Source organism: Paenibacillus sp. SRL342 (genome assembly GCF_984798905.1).
Window position 1 is genome coordinate 7,129,294 of the sequence record NZ_OZ481790.1, and the last position, 19,992, is coordinate 7,149,285.

Below are 19,992 nucleotides of genomic sequence, written 5' to 3' on the forward strand. Positions count from 1 at the left end.
CAAATAGATATGCATCTGGCTAGTCAACAAATCGTTGAATAGCACTGTTGTTCCATCCAGTTGTTTGAACAGAATGATCCCCACGGCCGTAATGTCCGCTGGAACAGTCTCGTCCGTTACACTGCTTTTCACATTTGCTTTCTGCGTAAACTCAACAGGTACATCCTTACCGCCTACCCGATACATCTTTGTATATCTGATCGTATAGTCGGTATCCGCTACGGCTGGGATTGAATATTCACCCTTCTCATTCGTTTGCGTCTGAATCTCTTCACCTGTCTTCAGATCGGTTACCGTAATCGGTGCATTCGGAATGACTTCTCCTGTGTTATTGTTACGCAGCACGCCTTCCAGATACGGTCGGGTATTGGCAAAATGTGCTTCAGACCATTTTTTCTCTGGAATAGTGCCAATGTGAATGAGACTCTCTGGATCAGTCACATAGCCATCTTCCGTATAGTCATCTTGGGTCACTTTATACTGAAGATTGGTTGGAAGCCCTTGGACAATGAGCGTCTGTCCATCTGTAAGCTCGAAGCTCTCACCGCTCTTGATCATGCCCTTGCTGCCGTCTGACTTCTCATAGACGTAGGATTCGTCCGATCCCTCGCCTGTGAAGGCAACCGTGTACTTAAACAGCTTCTTCTTGTCTTCATCTTTGCCTTTAACTGTGTTGCTGATTAATAGGCCGCCCTTCAAAACTCGCACGTTCGTGAATGGGGCATCTTCATCAATGCCTTTCATGAATCCGGCATAATACCGTTCCTCAGGAGTAGTCATATATTCATCGGTTGTGTAGTCTTGTTGGGTAACGGTGTATTTCAGATTCTTAGGCAGGCCCAGAATATCCAGTGTCTCTCCATCCTTGAGGCGGAAAGTATCGCCGGACTTGATCGTACCTGTGCTACCGTCCGTCTTCACGTAAGTGTAGCTTTCCTCTTTGCCTGCATCCTCAAAGTTGACGGTGTACTCGAACTCCTTCGTCTTATCGCCGCCGTTGCCCATGACCGTATTGCTGATGGTCAGCTTGTTAACGGTCCGTTCGTTGATGAAGTCCGCCTTGTGATCACCTTTATTCATGATTGAGCCAGACAGTTCTCTCGTACCCGGTATCGTCGTATAACCGTCAACGGATGTATAATCGTCCTCGGTTACGGTATAGACCAGATCCGCAGGCAATGCTGGGAACGTCACAGATTCCCCGTGCTTGAGAGCAATCTTGTCTCCGCTCTTGATCTTGCCAAACGTATCATCTGACCTCTTATAGGTATACTCTCTGTCCTTACCTTCGCCAGTGATGGTCACGGTATACTCGAACTCTTTGTCCGGATTACTGCCGTTGCCTTCCACCTTATTGGTAATGGTCAGCTTGCCTTGGGCCGGTGTAGGCACGATCAGCGGATTATCAGAGGTTAATTTCACCCCGTCTACCCAGATGGGCTTCCCTGGCGTATTCCCTACATATACTTGGTATACCCTTGTAGTTGGCAGCCAAGTATTGGTGTCAATATAAGTTTCTTTCAGCTCATAATACCCTGGATCAGGGAATAGCAGATTAAGTTTCCCTCCGCTATCGGTTTTTCCTTTGGTGATTATAGTTCCGCCGTCTTTCTTATAGAGTGTAAACTCTACGTCTTTTAGCGGATTGCCATTGGGATCTACCTTTTTCAGAGGCAACAGAGCATTGGAACTTGAACTGCCGGCCACGTCCGAACTGTCCAGTGTGCTTTCACTTCTGGCACTGACAGATTTCAGATTGTCATCGCCCTCCAGTTTTACCTCGTTGCCCATTGTGTCTCCAGCTTTCGCTTTAGATGGATCAACTTCTGTTTGGTACACAAACTGGTACAACTGATTAGGGTCGTCCATTTTAAATGTTAGAACCGTAGTGCCACCCGCGCCTGGTGCAGCTTCTACTTGAACTTCAGCATTCGGGTCGCTGAGGTCCAGTGCTGCGCCCTCTCGTTCCAGAGTGCCGCTTGCGGTCAATTTAGCAGGATAGACTGCCATACTAGGTGATGTCAGCACAAGCTTCCCGTTTTCTTCATAACGCAAATTCATGCCTGTACCCAGGGTATCCTGCAAATAAACACCCTGCTTCATGTTAAATGGCGGGGTATAGTTCACCGTCCATTCCAGCACTCCTGGAACTGGCTTAGCTACCGACTTTCCAAGGGTCTGAATAGGTACAATAACTTTGCGCTGTTCGGTGACAACCTTCTCCACTCCACCCCATGTCATATGAAGGTCGGCTTTGTTATACAGCACCTGTTTGTCCGTGCCGTTGATGGTGTATTCCTCTAAATACTTCTGCAGAGCATCATTGGAAGGTCTTGCCTTCACCAGAATGACATAAGGACTTTCCAACTTGGAGAAGGTGAAAGTACCCTCGTTTCCAATGTGTGAAAACTGGACTACATGAGAACTAGTACCTGGTTCAATTAGAGTTCTAGCATCGTTTCTAACACCATATTCTGTTCCTGCACCATTGTCCGAAAATCCTTTCCACAGCTCAAAGTCCTTAGTTTCAGAGAAAGGAACGAATTCCCAGCCTTCGGGAAGTGTATCTACTAGCTTAATATCACTAATGACTCGATTACCGCCATCCTTAGCCATTTCTTCTGTGTTATATCCTGGCATATTAACCCCTAAACGGAATGTGACCGTTTTGGTTGTCCTGTCATAGCCAGAAATTGTCCATGCTTCACTGTTATCATTTCTAATGTAACTGCTAACGTTATTCGGCGTCACATTTTCAAAGGTACCATCTACTTTTAATGGCTTCGAAGCAAAGAGCATATCTTTGTTCAACATACGCAGGTGTAGGTTGGCACTGTTATTTGCTTGTTTTACGCTTTCGCCATCAATCAGCAAAGCCCGATTCGAGCTTGCTTTCCCTGCGTTAATTTCCTGTCTGAAGAGAATGTTCGGGTTGGTCTCAAGTGCACGGAAGCTGAAGGATGCAGCTTCTTCGGTGTATCCGGTCACCTTGATCAAATCCGCCACCACTTTACCGTCCACGGTTAATGGAATAGCTTTCATCGTCAAACCGGTTGCATTCGACTTCAGAGTTCCCGCTTTGTACTGCTTCCAAAGCTGCGCAGAAGTGATATTTGCTTTAATTTTCGCAATTGTATCCGCACTCACCTCGCTGGTTTCATCTACAGCGTTGTCCAAGACGTTCAAGTCACCGCCATGCACAAGGACATCGTATATTGCCGCGTTAGGTAAAGCATACTGTGGTGCTAGATTAACGGTCCACGTGATACTACCCAGGTTATAATCCTCGGGTGATACTGTGCCTGTTTTTGTAAACGTGTGTGCGCCAATGCTGACGCTTGCCTCATCCGTCACGGCAATTGGTCTTTTACCCGTCATTACATCGTTGTTCTGTATACCACCTGGTGTATCCAAATTCCAGTTGGCACGAGGGTCAATTTGGAAGCTGGAACCACTTATCGCCTTGCTTTTAATCAACAATTCGACTTTTCCATTAATATCCCCGAAGGAATAAACGCCGTTCGAATCTGGTGTAATTGGCGTTTCTTCAGATACAGCGCCATCTACCCATGTCTGCCATGCAGCTGATTCAAATTCTAGCCCAGCCGGTAATACATTTGTGATGGTAAAGTCCTTTAACCCTTTTTTGTTATATTGGTTAACCGTGACCTTCCATGTAATGGTTTCATTCGCATGGTCATACGAAGCGCTGGCTTGAATCCAGTCGGGAGCAAAGGAAATCTCCAAACCTGACTGTACCAACATGTCATTGTCTTTTCTCAGTTCCACCTTGCCATTCATATCCCGATGGCCGCGACCAAGATTGGCTGGCGGATTCCGATACTCATAATAATAAGCTTCCTTAGAAATCCATGTTTTATATTCAACCTTTGGATCTAGACCGGTTCCCTGTGGAAAAGTGTAAGTCAGTGATCCGTCTGGACCAACGACTGGAGTTACATTTTGATCATTTACTTTAAATGAATTCTCCATATAGGTGCCGCGGGAATTTCCAGGGCTGGTATTGTACGTTGAGGGATTCGTATAAAAGGTCTTTCCGTCTAGTGGCAATTTGATTGTTTTATCAAACTGATCAAACGTAGATACGGTTGACTGCCAGGTAACAGCTCCCTCAACAAATTGTGCTGGTTGAATTCCGCGATAGCTATACTGATCCCACCTGATCATTCCAGGCGAGCTTAAAGTAATGTTATACTCTGCTGTAACATCTGGGTTCTCTAGCTGATATGCACCACCAAAGATGTTGATTGGCTTTTTATCGCCATACGCCAATCCCGTTATATCTGCATTGGCAGTAGATTCAAAGCTGAAGGCAATGCCTCGTCCAACACCATTGAAAAAATAATCATCACCGTTAAATACAATCCTGATGCTATTTGGAGTGAAATAGGCGGTACCCAGCTGTTTTGTACCTGATTCCGTCTGTGCATTCAAGGTTTTAGTAGCTGTTGGCAGCATCACTTCCTTGAAGTAATCTTCTCTTTTCAGCTCGATCCAGTCACCCTTTTGGATGTATTTCTCAGGATCTGCATTAGTTGGATTTGGGTCATCACCATTCACTGGTACCTTGAGACCTTCCGATTTGAGAGTAAAGGGCTGTCTACCCTGAATAATACCGTTCGGATTAATAACAACATTCCCCTGTGTCACTTCCAGCGGAAAGGTTGAATTAGATTCCATAAATACCGCTGTTTTGTCCGTTGGGACTGCCGCCATCGCTACGAAATTGTTCGGTGCTTCGTACACTGCCTCAGGTACCGAAAGTGGTTCATCGGCACTCGGCGAGTCAGATTCACTGACCGCTTCCATTCCGGAATCGGTTGGCACACTCTCCGCATATGCGGCGGTGGAGTATATCACTGTCTGCAAGACGAGCAACATTGCCAGAAATAAAGACAATAACGGTTTACCTATATTGCGTTTTTGTTTCAAACGAAAATCTCCTCCACTTCTAAAATTTTTGCAGCAACCAGAAACTTTTTCCCTTTCCTTTGGCCATTCCATCCTTACAACAGAAACTGATAAAATTCATCAAGTTCATATGGCTTGCCTTACCATTTTACTTTAGAGCCCTTACCAAATTCTGAACACTACGCGGTAACCAGAGCATAGAGCCAATTCAGACATGGATTTCTCCATAGAATCGTGGATTATAAGCATAAAAAAACATCCTAAATTGGGATATGGCATTCTCCTGGATAAACCCTTTTCACCAATTAAAGAACTACTTGATGAGAGGGTTTATCCGTAGAGGAATGCTCATTCGCCCGATAGGATGTGTTTCTCTGTTTTAATATAAAGTTTGAATAAGTTCTACATTATGAAGCTTTTGCTGCAACAGCTTTTTCAATTAATGCTTTTGCATCGTTAGTAGTCAGACCTTGTTTAGGTTGAAGTGATTTTTTATCTGTTCCAGCAAAAATACCTTTGTCAATCAGTTTTGCCATAGGTTTAATTGCATAGGCAGACACGGATTTACCATCTTCGAAACTAGCAATAATCGTAGCAGCGTCTTTATCAGTCGCTTGATCTTTTACCAATTTAGCAAGAATGGTAGCTGCTTCTTCACGTGTAATATCCCGATCAGGATAGAAGTTTCCACCATAACCTTGAATGAATCCAGCATGCGTAGCTTCAGCAATCGCATCTGCATATGCAGCATTAGCCGCAACATCCTTGAATGCAGGTGCTGTAGCTACTTCGTTAAGTTTCAACATGTCGACCAGAGCACTTACAAATTCAGCACGAGAAATGACTTCTGTTGTTACAGGTGTTTCTGTTGGCTCGGTAGATGCAGCCAGGTTTGTGATACGTCCTTCATTTTTAGCTACGATGCTACCACCTTTATACGTGTCTACGATGTATTGGTAGAATACATCCAGATCGATAGGACCTGCCAGGGATGATTTAGCATCCAGCAGCACTTTATAGTTATCTCCACCTGCAGCCATAAAGTTGTTAACTACAGCCGTATATGTTTTTGCAGGATCAATCGTTGTTCCATCTTCAAGACTGAGACCAGTAACACGCTCTGCGACAGGCTTATTGAAATCTGCAGTGTATTTCAAACCAGAGATTTGGAGTGTTTTGGTATTAGGTGTCCCGTCAGCATTGGTACCCCATTGCTGCTGCAACAAGGTTTTAACCTGTTCGCCAGTCAGCTCAAGTTTTACTAGAGTATTACCAAACGGTTGGATTTTGGCAAGATCAGCAAAGGTCACATCGCCTTGTGGCAGATCCGCACGAATACCACCTGGATTCATAAATGCAAAGTCAGCAGCACTGGCCTTATCCCCAAAGTCTGCTTCACGCATTGAATCTGCAATGAGGTTGCCTAGAGGGGCCTCGTTATTATAAGCATCTGTACGGGTAACAGAACCATCCGTTGTACCTACTGGCTTCGTCAGCTCAGGATGCTTGTCCAATGATTTTTTAATAATAGCCAACGTCTCAGGGTCTTCTTTTACACCCTCTTGGAAAGTCGTTGTAACAGTCGCTGATTTTTCAGTTACATCCCCGGTGGCAGGGTCAATCATCAGCTTGATATCTTCAAACGCCGTACCATAGGAATAAGCTTGAACGATCAACTTTCCATTCACTTCACCGTTAGCCAAAGCATGATTGTCACCTGCAACGATAACGTCAACAGGGGAGTCCGCCGGTAAAGCTTTTGCCAGATCAGCTGCTTCTCCAGTGGTTACGCCTTCTTTGGTTGTTGCTGGATCATGTGCCAAAACAATGATCGTTTCTACGCCTTGGTCTTGCAATTCTTTGGCATATTTATTAACAGCTTCCACTTCTTCTTCTGCGCTTAAGAAACGTACGCCAGCTGTCCCAGATGGAGATACTTTGGCAGGTGTGGATTTCGTCACTAGTCCAATAAATCCAATTTTGACTCCGCCCACTTCTTTAATCACATACGGCTTAATCAATGTTTTTCCTGTGGTAGTTTCAATCACGTTTGCATTGACGTAATCAAATTTTGCACCGGCATGCGTTACTTTACCTTCTTTTGGATCGAGGCCACCAAAGATTTGTGCTTTTAATGCTGCAATTCCTTGATCGAACTCATGGTTACCCAGAGATGCTACATCAAAGCCCATCATATTCATCCATTCCATGGTAGGCTCATCACGATCCAAAGATGAGGCTGGAGCAGATGCACCAACAGAGTCCCCATTATGGAAGAGTAGGGAGTGTTCATATTTGGCTTGAGCTTCTTTGAGATAGGTTGCTAGAATTGGAGCCGTTCCTGCCTTCTTATCACCCACGATTGATGTCGTATCTAACTGACCGTGGAAATCATTGATTCCAATCAAGTGTACTTCTACATCGTTACCTGCGGCAGAGACAGAACCTGCTGCCCCCAATAGTTGCGTGAGTAATAGTGCAGCAGTAGCTACACGCAGTGTGCTTTTGCCCAAAACTTTTTTCCAAAACATGAATGAAAAAACCCCTCTCCAATTTTAGATCCTGAGATATTTTACCATAGTTCAATTCATAAAAATCATTAAATATATAAAATGGATGTAAAAAGTTGAGAGATTGATAGAACAACAACATGACATGTTACATTTCAGCCAAAACTTCACTATGGGTGCTCTGACACGCAGCTCAATTCTTCTTACGCTATCACCTACTGGGTACGTTCAACATAGTACAATGGCACTAGCTAAAAAAAGGCACCCTGCAGGGTGCCTTAGTTTCTTCATATAATATCTCAAAACACTCAGACGACGAGGTATCTATCTCTTACTCCAACTTGCTTTCCTCTTTATAGAGGTAGAGATGTTTCTCGGTTAACTACTATTCTGCTTTGGTTTTATCTATCATGTTCATTAATATAACTACAGCCTCTGCTCTGGTGGTTTGTGCTTTAGGTTTGAAATCGTTGTTACCCATGCCTTCTACAAGACCAAGTTCCTTCAGAGCTTCCACAGAGGTTTTCGCCCAAAGAGGAATAGATTTGTCATCTGCAAAAGACGTTGTAGCATTGCCTGTAATAGATACCTTTAGCGCATTCGCAACCATCACTACCATCTCGGCACGTGTTATGTTGGTGTTCGGACGGAACGTGTCATCCGGATAACCGCTAATAATGCCTTCTTGCACGGCTTGCGAGACTGCCATTTTGGCCCAAGTTCCGATCTCGGTTTTATCTGAGAATACCAGTTCCACTTCTGCTTTTTGTGAATTCAACGCACCCATCAGCATGACTGAGAACTCGGCACGTGTGATGTTCTTCCCTGGATTGAACGTTCCATCCGGATAACCGTTGATGATGCCGTTGCTTGAAGCTTGGTTAATTCTTGCTTCAGCCCAGTGTCCCGAGATATCGCCAAAACCAGGTTCCGTGGTGGGTTCAACTGGATTATTCAAGACCGGCTTTCCACTGGTTTTGTCTACAACAAGGACGGCGAACTTCGTAAAGTGATTGACCTCGACTATGATTTGGTTCCCTTTTATAATGCCTCCGTCCACTTTCTCCCATGCCTTGTTCACTTCATCATAATAATATACAGCTGTCGAATGATGATTCTCAAGACCTGATGAATCAAATGTAAAGGTCATTTTTACCGGCTTGAGGAAGTTCTCCGGAAAATTCTTCAGAAGCTCAAATATTGGGCTGGCCAGAATCTCTTTATTTGTTAGCAAAGTTTCGGTATTCGACACTTTATCAATCGATAAAGTCAGTTCTTGAGGTGATCCCCCTGCTGGAATTGAAATTTGAATCTCTTTGCCCAAGCTAACCAACCCTGATTTGCCCACCGGAACGGTTATTTTACCCGTTGTTGAAGTGACTGTATTGTCTATTGTAGCCATTGGTGCTGAAGGAGTACTCGGACTTGTTGTTTGTACGGGCTGTACAGTGGAAACTGAATACGGATTGGACTCCGTTATACCCTGTCCTGCATTACCGGCACCATTGGACACTCCATTATTCTGAAGGGTGATGACATTGACCGATTTGTTCACGTTAGCTTGAGGTGTTAACGTTGCGGTCCACGTCACACCCCCATCGGATGAATGAACAGCACTCAGTGTACCACTTGCAACCGTCAGATCTGCATTATCAAAACCCGACACAGCCTCAGAGAATGTGATTGTTACCACTGATGTTTTGCCACGGGTCAGCGTTGTATCGGCTACAACAATCGTTGCCGTTGGTTGGGCGGTATAAACCGTATAATTATTCGAATCCGTCGTACCCGTTCCGGCATTGCCGGCAATATCATTGATGCCTGTATTATCAAGCGTAATGATATTCGTGCCATCCGTGGTGCCAACAGCCGGCGTCAATATCGCGGTCCATGTAATGCCTCCATCGGAAGAGCTAACGGCACTCAGCGTACCGTTTGCAACGGTCAGGTCGTCATTGGTAAATCCTGTAACTCCTTCGGAAAACGTGAAGGTGACCTCCGATGTCTTCCCGGCAGTCAGTTTCGTTTCGGTGACGTCGATCGTTGCTGTAGGTCTAACCGTATCAATGGCGTAGTTATTGGAATCCGTTGTACCCGTACCTGTTATGCCGCCTTGATTCATCACACCCGTATTGTCGAGTGTAATCTTATTGGTTCCAGCAGTCATGCCGACAGTCGGGGTTAGTTCTGCTGTATAGATAATATTATCGTTAGTAGCCAGATTGTTAATGGTTCCATTCATCGCTGCAAGGTCTGCAACAGTAAATCCTGTAACTGGTTCAGAGAATGTGATGGTGACCTGTGATGTTTTACCAATGATCAGTGTTGTATCGGCTACTACAATCGTTGCCGTTGGCCGGGCGGTATAGACCTCATAATTATTCGAGATCGTTGTCCCTATGCCAGCATTGCCTACATCATTGCTAATGCCTCTATTATCAAGCGTGATGATGTTGGTTTCATCAGTGATACCATAAGCTGGCGTCAATGTCGCAGTCCATGTAATACCTCCATCGGAGGAACTAAGGTCGCTCACCGTACCGTTCTCAACTAAAAGGTCAGCGACGTCAAAACCTGTCACTGCTTCGGAAAACGTAATAGTAACCAGTGATGTCTCCCCGGCAGTAAGGACCGTACCAGCTATGATAATATTTGCTGTGGGTCTTATTGTATCAATCGCATAATTACTCGAGGTGGTTATACCTACACCTACAGTACGGTCTTGATTCATCACACCCGCGTTGTCGAGAGTAATGACGTTGGTTGCATCTGTAGTGTCGGGTTTAGGTGTAAGAGTGGCGGTCCACGTAGTGCCTCCATCTGAAGATGAAGGTGCAGTCACTGTAGCGTTTGGAACCGTTAAGTCTCCCGTATCCAACCCTTGTACCGCTTCCGAGAACGTAAAGGTTACCTGTGATGTGCTGCCAATTCTCAGCAGCGTGTTATCCATTGTGATTGTTGACGTTGGAGCCGCAGCATACACCTTATCCGATGGTTTTAAGTACAACAACCCTGTAATGAGAGATAATACCAGAACCAAGCTCCCTATCTTTTTGACAAAATACATATGACCCTCCTCGTATCTTTCCTCTGGATGAAAAACTTATCTGAAACCCTTCTGAAATACTTCAAATCAATCTAATCATTCATTCGACACATTCGTTCAAATTCCTATATCCACAAATAAAAATAAATCGTCTGCCACAGCTGAACTACTAACTGTAAATCGAGAGTAAGACTAGTTAAAAGTATTCATTTATGCCTTCCACTATCGCCCGGAAAGATTTTAATAGAAAATTATGTATTTTATCTTTTAAGTTGATATAATGGGATAAAAAGTCATATTCGTTTTTGTGATCACATGTACGGCAGTTATGATAGTAAGCTTCCTCGGACCTCAAACCCCTCAACTTTAGTTAACACATATCATTTTCATACTATGTATTGTCTATTAAAGGAGGTGACCCCGAAGAGCATTGTAAATCGATTTTCCCTATAACTACCACTGGGGGATGTGCTGATTGCTCTTTCACCACTCCTAACCGAACGCTGTGCAGAAATACGCGATAACTGTAAGGGTTTGTTGTTCTATGCATTTAGCTTTAACCATTATAAAAACATAGGAGCGTGTCCAATGAACAGACAACTTTTCCCCAGATCATTTCGCATTCTGATGGCTTGCTTGTTGATTCTTGCATTTGCCGTACCAGCAACAGCTTCTGCTGGCTATCTTGGGGATAAGCTCACGATCGGCCAAAGCATGGCGAAGGGTGACTATCTCACCTCCCAAGATGGTAGATTTTCAGCCATTTGGCAGAATGATGGGAACTTCGTTATCTATCAAAACGGTTCTTCTCTCTGGAGTAGCGGAACTAGTAACAGTGGGGCTCTTTCGTTCAATTTTGAATCACAGTACGGGAAGCCTGTCATCTATAAATATGGCATGAAATATCAAAACGTTTACCAATATGGTTATCGTTATGGTTTCAACCCGGCTACAGGTAAATTCGAATATTACACCGGTTGGGGATGGGATAAAGTTTTGATGATTGATACTTCCGTACAGGTAGCTGCTTGGTCTCCCAATACCACCTCATGGATTCCAGGTCATCACGGGAGCAACTTACCGGCTAACACAACAGGTGATACACTGGTCATGCAAAGTGATGGGAATTTAGTTCTCTATAACACAACCCTGACCAATAGCAATTATCCGAATAGTTGGATTCCTGTCTGGGCTTCAAATACGGGTGGGCGTTAAAAGTAGATGGAGAGCCGCATGGTGTGCGGCTCTTTTTTGTTTATCAGGAGGATATCATTGATATTGTTCATATTGCTGTTGAATAGACAGCGAAGGCTGTAATCCAAGTTCATGAAGCAGTAATTGCGTATATTGCTCATAGTGGTTATGTAGTGATTTTCGATCTCCCATGGCTCCCAATATACTTAATAACAGTAATGTTGACTCTTCCTCAAACTCATTGCGGGATACAATTCTTCTGGCAATGCGTGCTGCTTCATTATATTGATTCCCTTCCAGCAACCAGCTTGCAAGACGCTTGGCATAGGAAACGTACACAGTTAACAATCTCTCACGTTCCCCTGTCGCCCAATCAAAAGATTTACCCTCAAACAACTCGCCTACGAACTGTTTCTCTAACGCTATGGCCGCTTCTTCATTAGTTATATTGAATTCGAATAACTCCAATATGGTCTGTTCGAATCGAATAAAGTCAACATCGGCTTGATCTAAATCTACCCGATATTGCTCTTGCGCTGATAGGATCATCTCCTTGAACCCATGCTCGGATAACACCTTTCTAAGCTGATAGACAATTGTATTCAAGTACACTTCCGCCTGCTTGAGAGGCCTCCCTGGGAAGAGATCCTCCAGGATTCGGGATTTGGCCACACTTCGACCCTGATGAACAAGCAGATAGGCAAATAGCTCCATGCTTTTCTTGGATTTCCATTTCACTGTACCCGCTTGTTTGCTGCTAGCCTCGAAGCAACTCAGTCCATGAACCGTCAGCCGATTAGGCACAAGGTCGTCAGCAAGATTAGAAGAAGATCTGCGTCTGCTGGCCGCCCTAGTGAGCGTCTGAGCCAGTCGCATTCTGGAAATCGGCTTAACCATGTAGTCCAACGGATAAACATCGTAAGCGTGAATCGCATATTCTGCATGCGAAGTGGTAAACACAATGTCAAGATCATTACAAACTGAGATCAAGCTACGTGCAAGCTCTAATCCATTGTCCTCAGCGATCTGGATGTCCAGGAATGCGAGATCCACTTCCCTGTTCTTAGCGAAATCGAGTGCCTCTGCCGCATTCTGAAAGCTTCCGACAATCTCCACATCTTGCATATTCGACAGCATCCGCTTCATTGCCAACAGCATGGCAGGCTCATCATCAACGATGAGAACTTTCATCTCTCTGTTCCGCCTCTCAAAGTGAAGTGAAATACGCTTCCTTGTCGCACCGTGCTTTCTGCCCACATATCTCCACCACTTAGTTGTACGAACTGCCGACTTACGAGCAATCCAAGCCCTGCCCCTTTTTCCCCTAATGTACCCGCCATGGAGTTGAGTTGCTTCTCGTTAAATAGCTGACGAATTCGCTCCTCTTCCATACCTACTCCGTTATCACGAACGGACACGATCACCATGTCTCCCGACAACTGAGCGTACACTTCGATTAAACCACCCAATTCGGAAAATTTGATGGCGTTGGTTAATAAGTTACGAATAATTAAACCAACTGTTTCCCGGTCTGCATATACATGGGTGCCTATGGCAATCTTATTCATCACACTGATATGTTTACTCTCACTTTTGATGTGTAACATATGACAACAGTCCTCAACAACCTCCGAAAGCTCCAGTAACTCTGGACGAAGTGTCATGTCTTCAACCTGACTGCGAAACCACTCTAACAAGTTATTAGCCATTCCAAGTGTATTACGAATCTGGTCACCCAGCTGCTCAATGATCTCTTGATGATCCGCAGCGAAGGATTGCCTGTCCGCCTCCAGTAACTCCACGAGTTGAAACTGCAGCGCTAGCGGACTGCGAATATCATGCGATATAATTGTAAACAATTGATCCTTCAGCTGGTTCAACTGTGCCATCTGCTCCAGATGCCGTTGTTTCTCTGTAATATCAAAAATAAGAGAAATATTACCCTGTGCCTTACCCAGTGTATATAACGGATATACGTTTATACTATATATTTTTCTTTCTCCATCCAGCCACTGATCAATCTCTACACTACCCGGTTGCATAGACTTGCTCAGCTTATACCATTCTGGCCAGGACGCTAGGATTTCCGATATATTCCGACCCGAAATATTGGTGTAGCCTAACTCTGAGAACCATTGTGAAGCTCGATTATTGCTATCAATAACCTTTCCCGAACCATTCACAATCACAATACTCTCCTGCAACGTATCAAGTACAATATTCCTGGCAATCGGAACGGTAGAGAAGAACTTAATCCTCAAAATAATCACCAGCATAATTGTCCCTGTAGATCCGCAGTAAACTGTTAATGGAAGTAACCATGATGACCACTCAGGATTCACAAATTTGATAATCTCCAGGACAAACGGTAATGTAGCCAGAAGGAGAACCCACATTCCCGGCTTACGATAATCACTCCTAATATTCCTTACATACTGAAATAAATAGTAGAGGCATATAACCACTGCACTATAACAAATGAGGCTGAATACTCTGGAATAGAGGGTTTTTGTTGTGACTAGGTGGCCATTATAAAGCTCAATCGTCAGATATATAATATGAAGGTTTGGGTCAAGCCACATAAGCAACGACCACGATGCGAATACAGCAAACAATAGGATCTTCCATCGGATCTTCAGCAGCTTGTCTCGACCGACTAAGTGATAAACAAATAAGATCAAGAAAGGGACCATTACATTTTGGGTCGTATTCTGAATATTGCGAAAAATGAATTTAGTCATTAATACATCGCTATGTCTCTCCAGAATGATACTGCTTGAGTACATCATCCGGCATACGATCAACCCTACGAGGTAGATTACTCCGCGCTCTCGTCTAAACCCGTACACAGTGAGTAAGATGATACCCGTCATGATCAATGAAACAATCATGAGGATAAGTTCTAGAGTGGAATTCATACATCAGGTCCCTTTATATTTAAATTAAGAAAATAGACACCTTATGCCTTTTCTATCCATAATAGTAGAGGGAATTATGGATTACAAGCCTATCTGCTATCAGGCTTCAACAAAAACTGACCCCTGATGTCATCTAATGACATCAGGGGTCAGTCCTTTATTGCTTAATGTATAGATTTCCAAAGTCGCAAGAGTACAACCGCTGCTTCGGCTCTTGATGTTCGTCCCTCCGGAACAAATCGATTACCCGCTTGCCCTTTCAGAAGTCCGTGCTCCTGAGCAGCTTCGACATATGCCTTGGCCCATGTTGGAATGCTTGTATTATCAGAGAAATAAGAGCTAGCTGTACGATCAGCATTCCACTTCATCGCCTTGGAGAGCATCGTAGCCATCTCTGCACGGCTTACCGTTTGCCTCGGCCGTAATGTTCCATCGGGATATCCTTGCAGAATTCCCTCAGCTACGGCTGTCTGAATCGCCAGGTGTGCCCATGCCGGGATGCTCTCTGCATCGCTGAAAGACACCTCACTTGATTCGTTACGTATCGGGATCTGAAGTGTCCGCATCAGCATAACAGTGAACTCTGTTCGTGTTACGTTGCCTCTTGGTACAAAGGTGTAGGCATCTATCCCCTCCACAATACCCAATTCTGCTGCCTCGCAAATTTCGGATGTTGCCCAGTGATTCTCGATATCCGTGAACCGACATACCGGAGCTGATGGCACATTATTCTCATCATCGGTAATACGGGTAACCGTTACGATATACGTGTTGATCGTTCCATCCTCGGCTTGAACCGTAAGTGTTAGCACATTGGCACCCATCGCCAAAGGGACGGTCGTCACCTCACCTATGCGTTCTCCCCTTAGCTTAACAACCGCCTTGGAATGGACTGAAGTTACTTCCAACTCCACCTGCTCAGCATCTGTCTCTACTGTATAATCCATAGTCCCGGATGTGAAATTAGGCGATAATTCCAATGCCTTTCCGGAATTATAAACATTTATTTTAGCTAAAGCTGCCTGGTTAGATGGGGATGGGGTTACTGCAGGCGGAGCAGCTGAACTACCGCCTTGATCTATTGGGCTCGTTGGTGCCGGTGCTGCATTCACAGTTACCGTCGTAGATTGACCCGCAACCTCACCCCCATTTAGATCACTGGTTAGCCTATAGCTTCGATCGGTTCGAGCTGAATTATGCGGAAACGTTACGGTCGCTGTTGCGCTCTTGTCACTGATGACAGTCGCTGCGGCGCCTTCAGGAGCGCCATCGACGTATATCCGCACCGTCTGTCCGGTCAGGTTGGTTCCTGTAAGGATGACGGCTGCATCGCCTCCGGTGTGGGGCAAGCTATTGGGGCTAGCCGCCAGATTCGTAACTGTAGGCACAGCTACGATAAAGCTCACATTCGCAGCTTCGAGTATATTATGATTCTCATTTTCCACTACGTTTCCAGCTACAAGAACCCTGTATTCTCCATCCTCCAGCGCTTTGTTAAATGTCAACGTAAAGGTTCGTGAAAATTCATCATAGCTTGGTGTATAAGCTGAGAATACGTTACCATCCATCTCCATGCTGATCAGCGGCAACGCATTGGCAGTAATGAGCGGAGCATCGTCCGCGATCCAATACACCAATTCACTGACGGAAACGGAGATTTCTGTTGGCGGTGAAGCGAATTGCTGATGATCCATGAATCCGTCAAAGGTAACCACCGGCTTCGTCGTATCATACAGCAAGCTAAGTGTGTTGGATACTGTATTTTCAAGCCCTGCTTTATCCGTTGCTGCCGCTGCATCAACCGCTACCGTCACAGCCTGACCACTCGTTATGGGCGTAATGGTTGCTGTGTAAGTAGTTGCGTTCTCAGCAACGAAATCGGAAACTATTCCATTTACGACCACAAGTTCATCCTCAGTGAAATCTGTTACGCCTTCGTTAAAAGAAATTCTCACCGGAAATGCATTGTTTACCGTACCGCTTGCCGAGCTGGATACGGTTACTGTCGGCGCGGTATTGTCCAGTAGAAAAGGATTGGAAATCGCATCCGTAACATTCCCTACGTTGTCTGTTGCGCGAATGTGTAAGTACCAGTTGCCATCCCCGCTAGTCTGACTCAACGTATCACCGTCACTAAATGGCGACCAGCCACTTATTGGAACGGTGGTACTTTGCGTCCACAGATATTCCAGTAAAGTCTCATCTACGCCGCTTTGTAGATCGCTGACCGTTACGATACTTGCTGCAGTTTTCGCTGCCACTGCACGACCATTCGTACCAAACTGCACTTCTGGAGCCGTGGAATCAATCGCTAAAGTAATATTATACGTTTGACCGGGTAACAAGTAGGGCTCCACGCGAACTAGGATAACCGTATCCGTGGTTGCTCCCGCAAAGTTTATCGTCTTCGTGCTGCCAGACGGCAGCAGCTCATCGTTAACATACATAACTGTCTGGTTAGTACTTGCAAGTGTAGGCGTTACATCTACACTCGACAGCGATTGCCCATCGTAATAATACGTGTAAGCCGTGACTGAAGGATCGAATGATTCGATGAAGTCCCCTTCCTGTAACTTAAGATCACTCAGACGGGCATTCCCAGGTACATTAGTTTGTCCATTCTGATTGTATCCCCAAGCGACTACGGTGCCATCTGACTTCAGTGCAAGGGAATGTTGGGCACCTGCAGCGATCGCTACTACCCCGTCTAAGCCCACTGGCACATTTGCTTGTCCATTCTGATTATATCCCCAGACGACCACGGTGCCATCTGACTTTAACGCTAGTGAATGATATAATCCTACAGCGATCGCTACTACCCCGTCTAAGCCTGCTGGCACATTTGTTTGACCATAGTTATTAACGTTATTGTACCCCCAGGCTGCCACGGTGCCATCTGACTTTAGCGCTAGTGAATAATCAGTTCCAGCAGCAATCCCCACTACTCCGTCTAAGCCCGCTGGCACATTTGTTTGACCATGGGTATTGTTCCCCCAGGCAACTACGGTGCCGTCTGATTTCAATGCAAGCGAGTGGATGTCTCCAGCAGCAATCCCCACTACTCCGTCTAAGTCCGCTGGTACATTTGTTTGACCATGGGCATTGTTCCCCCAGGCAACTACGGTGCCGTCTGATTTCAGTGCAAGCGAATAAACTCCTCCTGTGGCAATTGACACCACACCATTCAAGCCAACCGGCACGTTGACTTGGCCGTTATAATTATGCCCCCAGGCCACCACAGTTCCGTCCGGTTTTAATGCTAGTGTATGTAGACTCCCAACATCAATTGCTACAACTTCGCTTACGCCTACGGGCAAGTGTAGCTGACCATAACCATTGTTTCCCCAGCCAACCACGGTACCATCTGACATTAATACCATAGAAGAATGACCCCCACCGTCTATTTTCTCCGCATTAACAGGAGAAGCAGGACCTGCAGCATAAACTGATCGCACCTCGAATGGAGCGATTGTGCTGAACAACAAAATGAAGCATATAACAAGATAAACCGTCTTTCTCCAATTAAACGATAACAATATCTAATCTCTCCTTCATCCCTTTGATTCAGGCAACGCCAGAGCATACCTTTTAACCAGATCCGAAAGTCATCACCTTCTATGGATATTAACAGAGCGCTATGAAAGAATAATGAAAGAAAGTAGGATGATGGAACCAACTCGCTATATTTGTGATAAGGTTCAGCTTTAATTTTACATACTGCAAGGCGTGCTGATAGACTCACCACTTAACAAAAAGAGGTCAACCAGTAAAAATGGCTGACCTCTATACATAAATATCGTATGGGACTATCCCACTCTCTATATCTCGGGGAAATATAATAACTCTAGAGCGTCTATTACTTTGCTGTCTGAGCTTTCTTCAATTTATCAGCAACAGCTTGAGTGTTGGATTGGATAGCAGCAGTTGCTTTGTCTAATGTTTTCTTCCCGTTTACTACCTGTGTCAATTCTTTCAATACAATTGAGCGAAACCTCAATTCGAAATTTGGTGACTTGTTCATGAGAACATAACTTGTTATCGATGAATCCAGGTTAGGTTTTAATTTATAGAATGCATCCATCTTGTAACCAGAGTACTCCTTAATCATGCGAGATAGAGGAGCACCGATACTATTGTTCGAGTTCTTGGGTTTATAGTATTCATTAGCGTAGTCATCTCCATTGAAATATTTGATGAAATCCCAAGCTGCATCAACATGAGATGCGCCTGCTGGAATTGCAAATATCTCATTAACATACACGTTCCCTGTTGACTTTCGGTCCTTAGCGGCTGGACCGGCAGCAATACCAAGCGTGAAAGGTTTATAATTCTTCACACCTTTTTTGGCTGCTTGCAGGGATTGCAACTGACTAATAGAGGCTACTTTCATAGCTGATCGTCCCATAATGAACGAGCTGCTTTCCAAGTAACTTTTGCCGGACAGACTGATCATCTCGTCAAGTACCCCGGACTTCGTTGCCTCGCTCGACAGACGATAAGCATTTTTCCACGCAGCTGTATTTGCAGTAGCCTTAAGGGTATTTGGATCCATGTACGTTAATCCTTCTGTTCTGGCGATTTCCATTACCAAATTGCTTGATCCAGTGGAGCTTAAGCCCCAAATTCGGGAGTTCTTATCTCCCTTGGTTGGGAATTTCTTAGCAAGATTCAATATCTCTTCCCATGTCATCCCATCCGTTGGAGTTTTAACATTGTACTTTTTAAATAAATCAGCATTATACAGAAGAGCGTAGGAATCCGCTTTTGGGCTTAACCCATAAAGTTTGCCACCGCCTTGTTTCTTCAATTCATCAAGCAAGCCGGGGTATAACGTTGTCGTGTCATACGTATCTCGCTTAATTAAAGGTTCTAAATCAACCAGCTTTTTCTCTTTAGACATTTGTTGGTATTGGTAAGGGGGGAGCATCACAAGATCGGGTGAATACTTATTGATAGCCCCGTTGTAATCCCTAATCGCTTCCATACCTCCAGGTGTAACTACTTCGATATTTACATTCGGGTACTTCTGACTAAACAGATCTCCATATGTCATGTTGAAATCATTTTCGTTCCAGTACAATACTTTTAAAGTACGTGTAGAATCTGCCCCGTTGTCCGAATTTGCAGAGACTTGCTTGCCTGTGCTAAAAACTGTTGAAATACCGATTAACATAACACTTAGGCTAACAAGCATGGCCTTCTGTAATACCTTATGCTTCAAAAATAAAACCTCCACTCATGTATTGTTCAAACGATTATTCGCTTGTGTTGTACTCAGTATAGAAGTGAAAGCTTATCATCTAACTACCGAACTTCTTATCATTTCCTTAAATCATGCTGACGTTATTCAATGCATAAGGAATATCGCTTATAATTATTGTGATGCTCTTCA

At 44.6% G+C, this 19,992-nt stretch carries 7 protein-coding genes and 1 pseudogene; 1 reads left to right on the forward strand and 7 read right to left on the reverse strand.

What is annotated here, in order from left to right:
- Positions 1–198: 198 nt before the first annotated feature.
- The 3 genes and pseudogenes from AC4E8D_RS31520 to AC4E8D_RS31530 form a co-directional block, all read right to left on the reverse strand.
- Positions 199–5,025, reverse strand: a pseudogene (locus tag AC4E8D_RS31520) (DUF7601 domain-containing protein); the annotation flags it as partial.
- A 314-nt stretch (positions 5,026–5,339) separates the two neighbouring features.
- A complete protein-coding gene (locus AC4E8D_RS31525; protein WP_221820190.1) occupies positions 5,340–7,463 on the reverse strand; it encodes a 5'-nucleotidase C-terminal domain-containing protein in 2,124 nt (707 codons plus the stop codon).
- Positions 7,464–7,827: 364 nt separating this feature from the next.
- Positions 7,828–10,509, reverse strand: a complete 2,682-nt coding sequence (locus AC4E8D_RS31530) for an Ig-like domain-containing protein (RefSeq protein ID WP_490205690.1) — start codon at positions 10,507–10,509, stop codon at positions 7,828–7,830.
- A gap of 567 nt (positions 10,510–11,076) precedes the next feature.
- Between AC4E8D_RS31530 and AC4E8D_RS31535 the strand changes: the two genes are divergently transcribed.
- Positions 11,077–11,703: a hypothetical protein gene (locus tag AC4E8D_RS31535; RefSeq protein WP_221820192.1), complete on the forward strand. Its 627-nt coding sequence runs from the start codon at positions 11,077–11,079 to the stop codon at positions 11,701–11,703.
- A gap of 54 nt (positions 11,704–11,757) precedes the next feature.
- Here AC4E8D_RS31535 and AC4E8D_RS31540 read toward each other — a convergent pair whose 3' ends face one another.
- The 4 genes from AC4E8D_RS31540 to AC4E8D_RS31555 form a co-directional block, all read right to left on the reverse strand.
- Positions 11,758–12,873 (reverse strand): response regulator, encoded by a 1,116-nt coding sequence (locus AC4E8D_RS31540; RefSeq protein WP_221820193.1) that lies wholly within the window; start codon positions 12,871–12,873, stop codon positions 11,758–11,760.
- Entirely contained in the window at positions 12,870–14,600 is a 1,731-nt protein-coding gene (locus AC4E8D_RS31545) for a sensor histidine kinase (protein WP_221820194.1), read from the reverse strand. Before AC4E8D_RS31545 ends, AC4E8D_RS31540 begins: the two co-directional genes overlap by 4 nt.
- Positions 14,601–14,764: 164 nt before the next feature.
- Complete coding sequence (locus AC4E8D_RS31550) at positions 14,765–18,082, reverse strand: RCC1 domain-containing protein (RefSeq protein WP_260632667.1); 3,318 nt, start codon at positions 18,080–18,082, stop codon at positions 14,765–14,767.
- A gap of 374 nt (positions 18,083–18,456) precedes the next feature.
- Entirely contained in the window at positions 18,457–19,821 is a 1,365-nt protein-coding gene (locus AC4E8D_RS31555) for an ABC transporter substrate-binding protein (protein ID WP_221820196.1), read from the reverse strand.
- Between the last annotated feature and the right edge of the window lie 171 nt (positions 19,822–19,992).

Excerpts from the sequence above, each read along its gene's own strand:
- AC4E8D_RS31530 (WP_490205690.1), bottom strand. The coding sequence starts at position 10,509 with ATGTATTTTGTCAAAAAGATAGGGAGCTTGGTTCTGGTATTATCTCTC.
- AC4E8D_RS31545 (WP_221820194.1), bottom strand. The coding sequence starts at position 14,600 with ATGAATTCCACTCTAGAACTTATCCTCATGATTGTTTCATTGATCATG.
- AC4E8D_RS31535 (WP_221820192.1), top strand. The coding sequence starts at position 11,077 with ATGAACAGACAACTTTTCCCCAGATCATTTCGCATTCTGATGGCTTGC.
- AC4E8D_RS31525 (WP_221820190.1), bottom strand. The coding sequence starts at position 7,463 with ATGTTTTGGAAAAAAGTTTTGGGCAAAAGCACACTGCGTGTAGCTACT.
- AC4E8D_RS31540 (WP_221820193.1), bottom strand. The coding sequence starts at position 12,873 with ATGAAAGTTCTCATCGTTGATGATGAGCCTGCCATGCTGTTGGCAATG.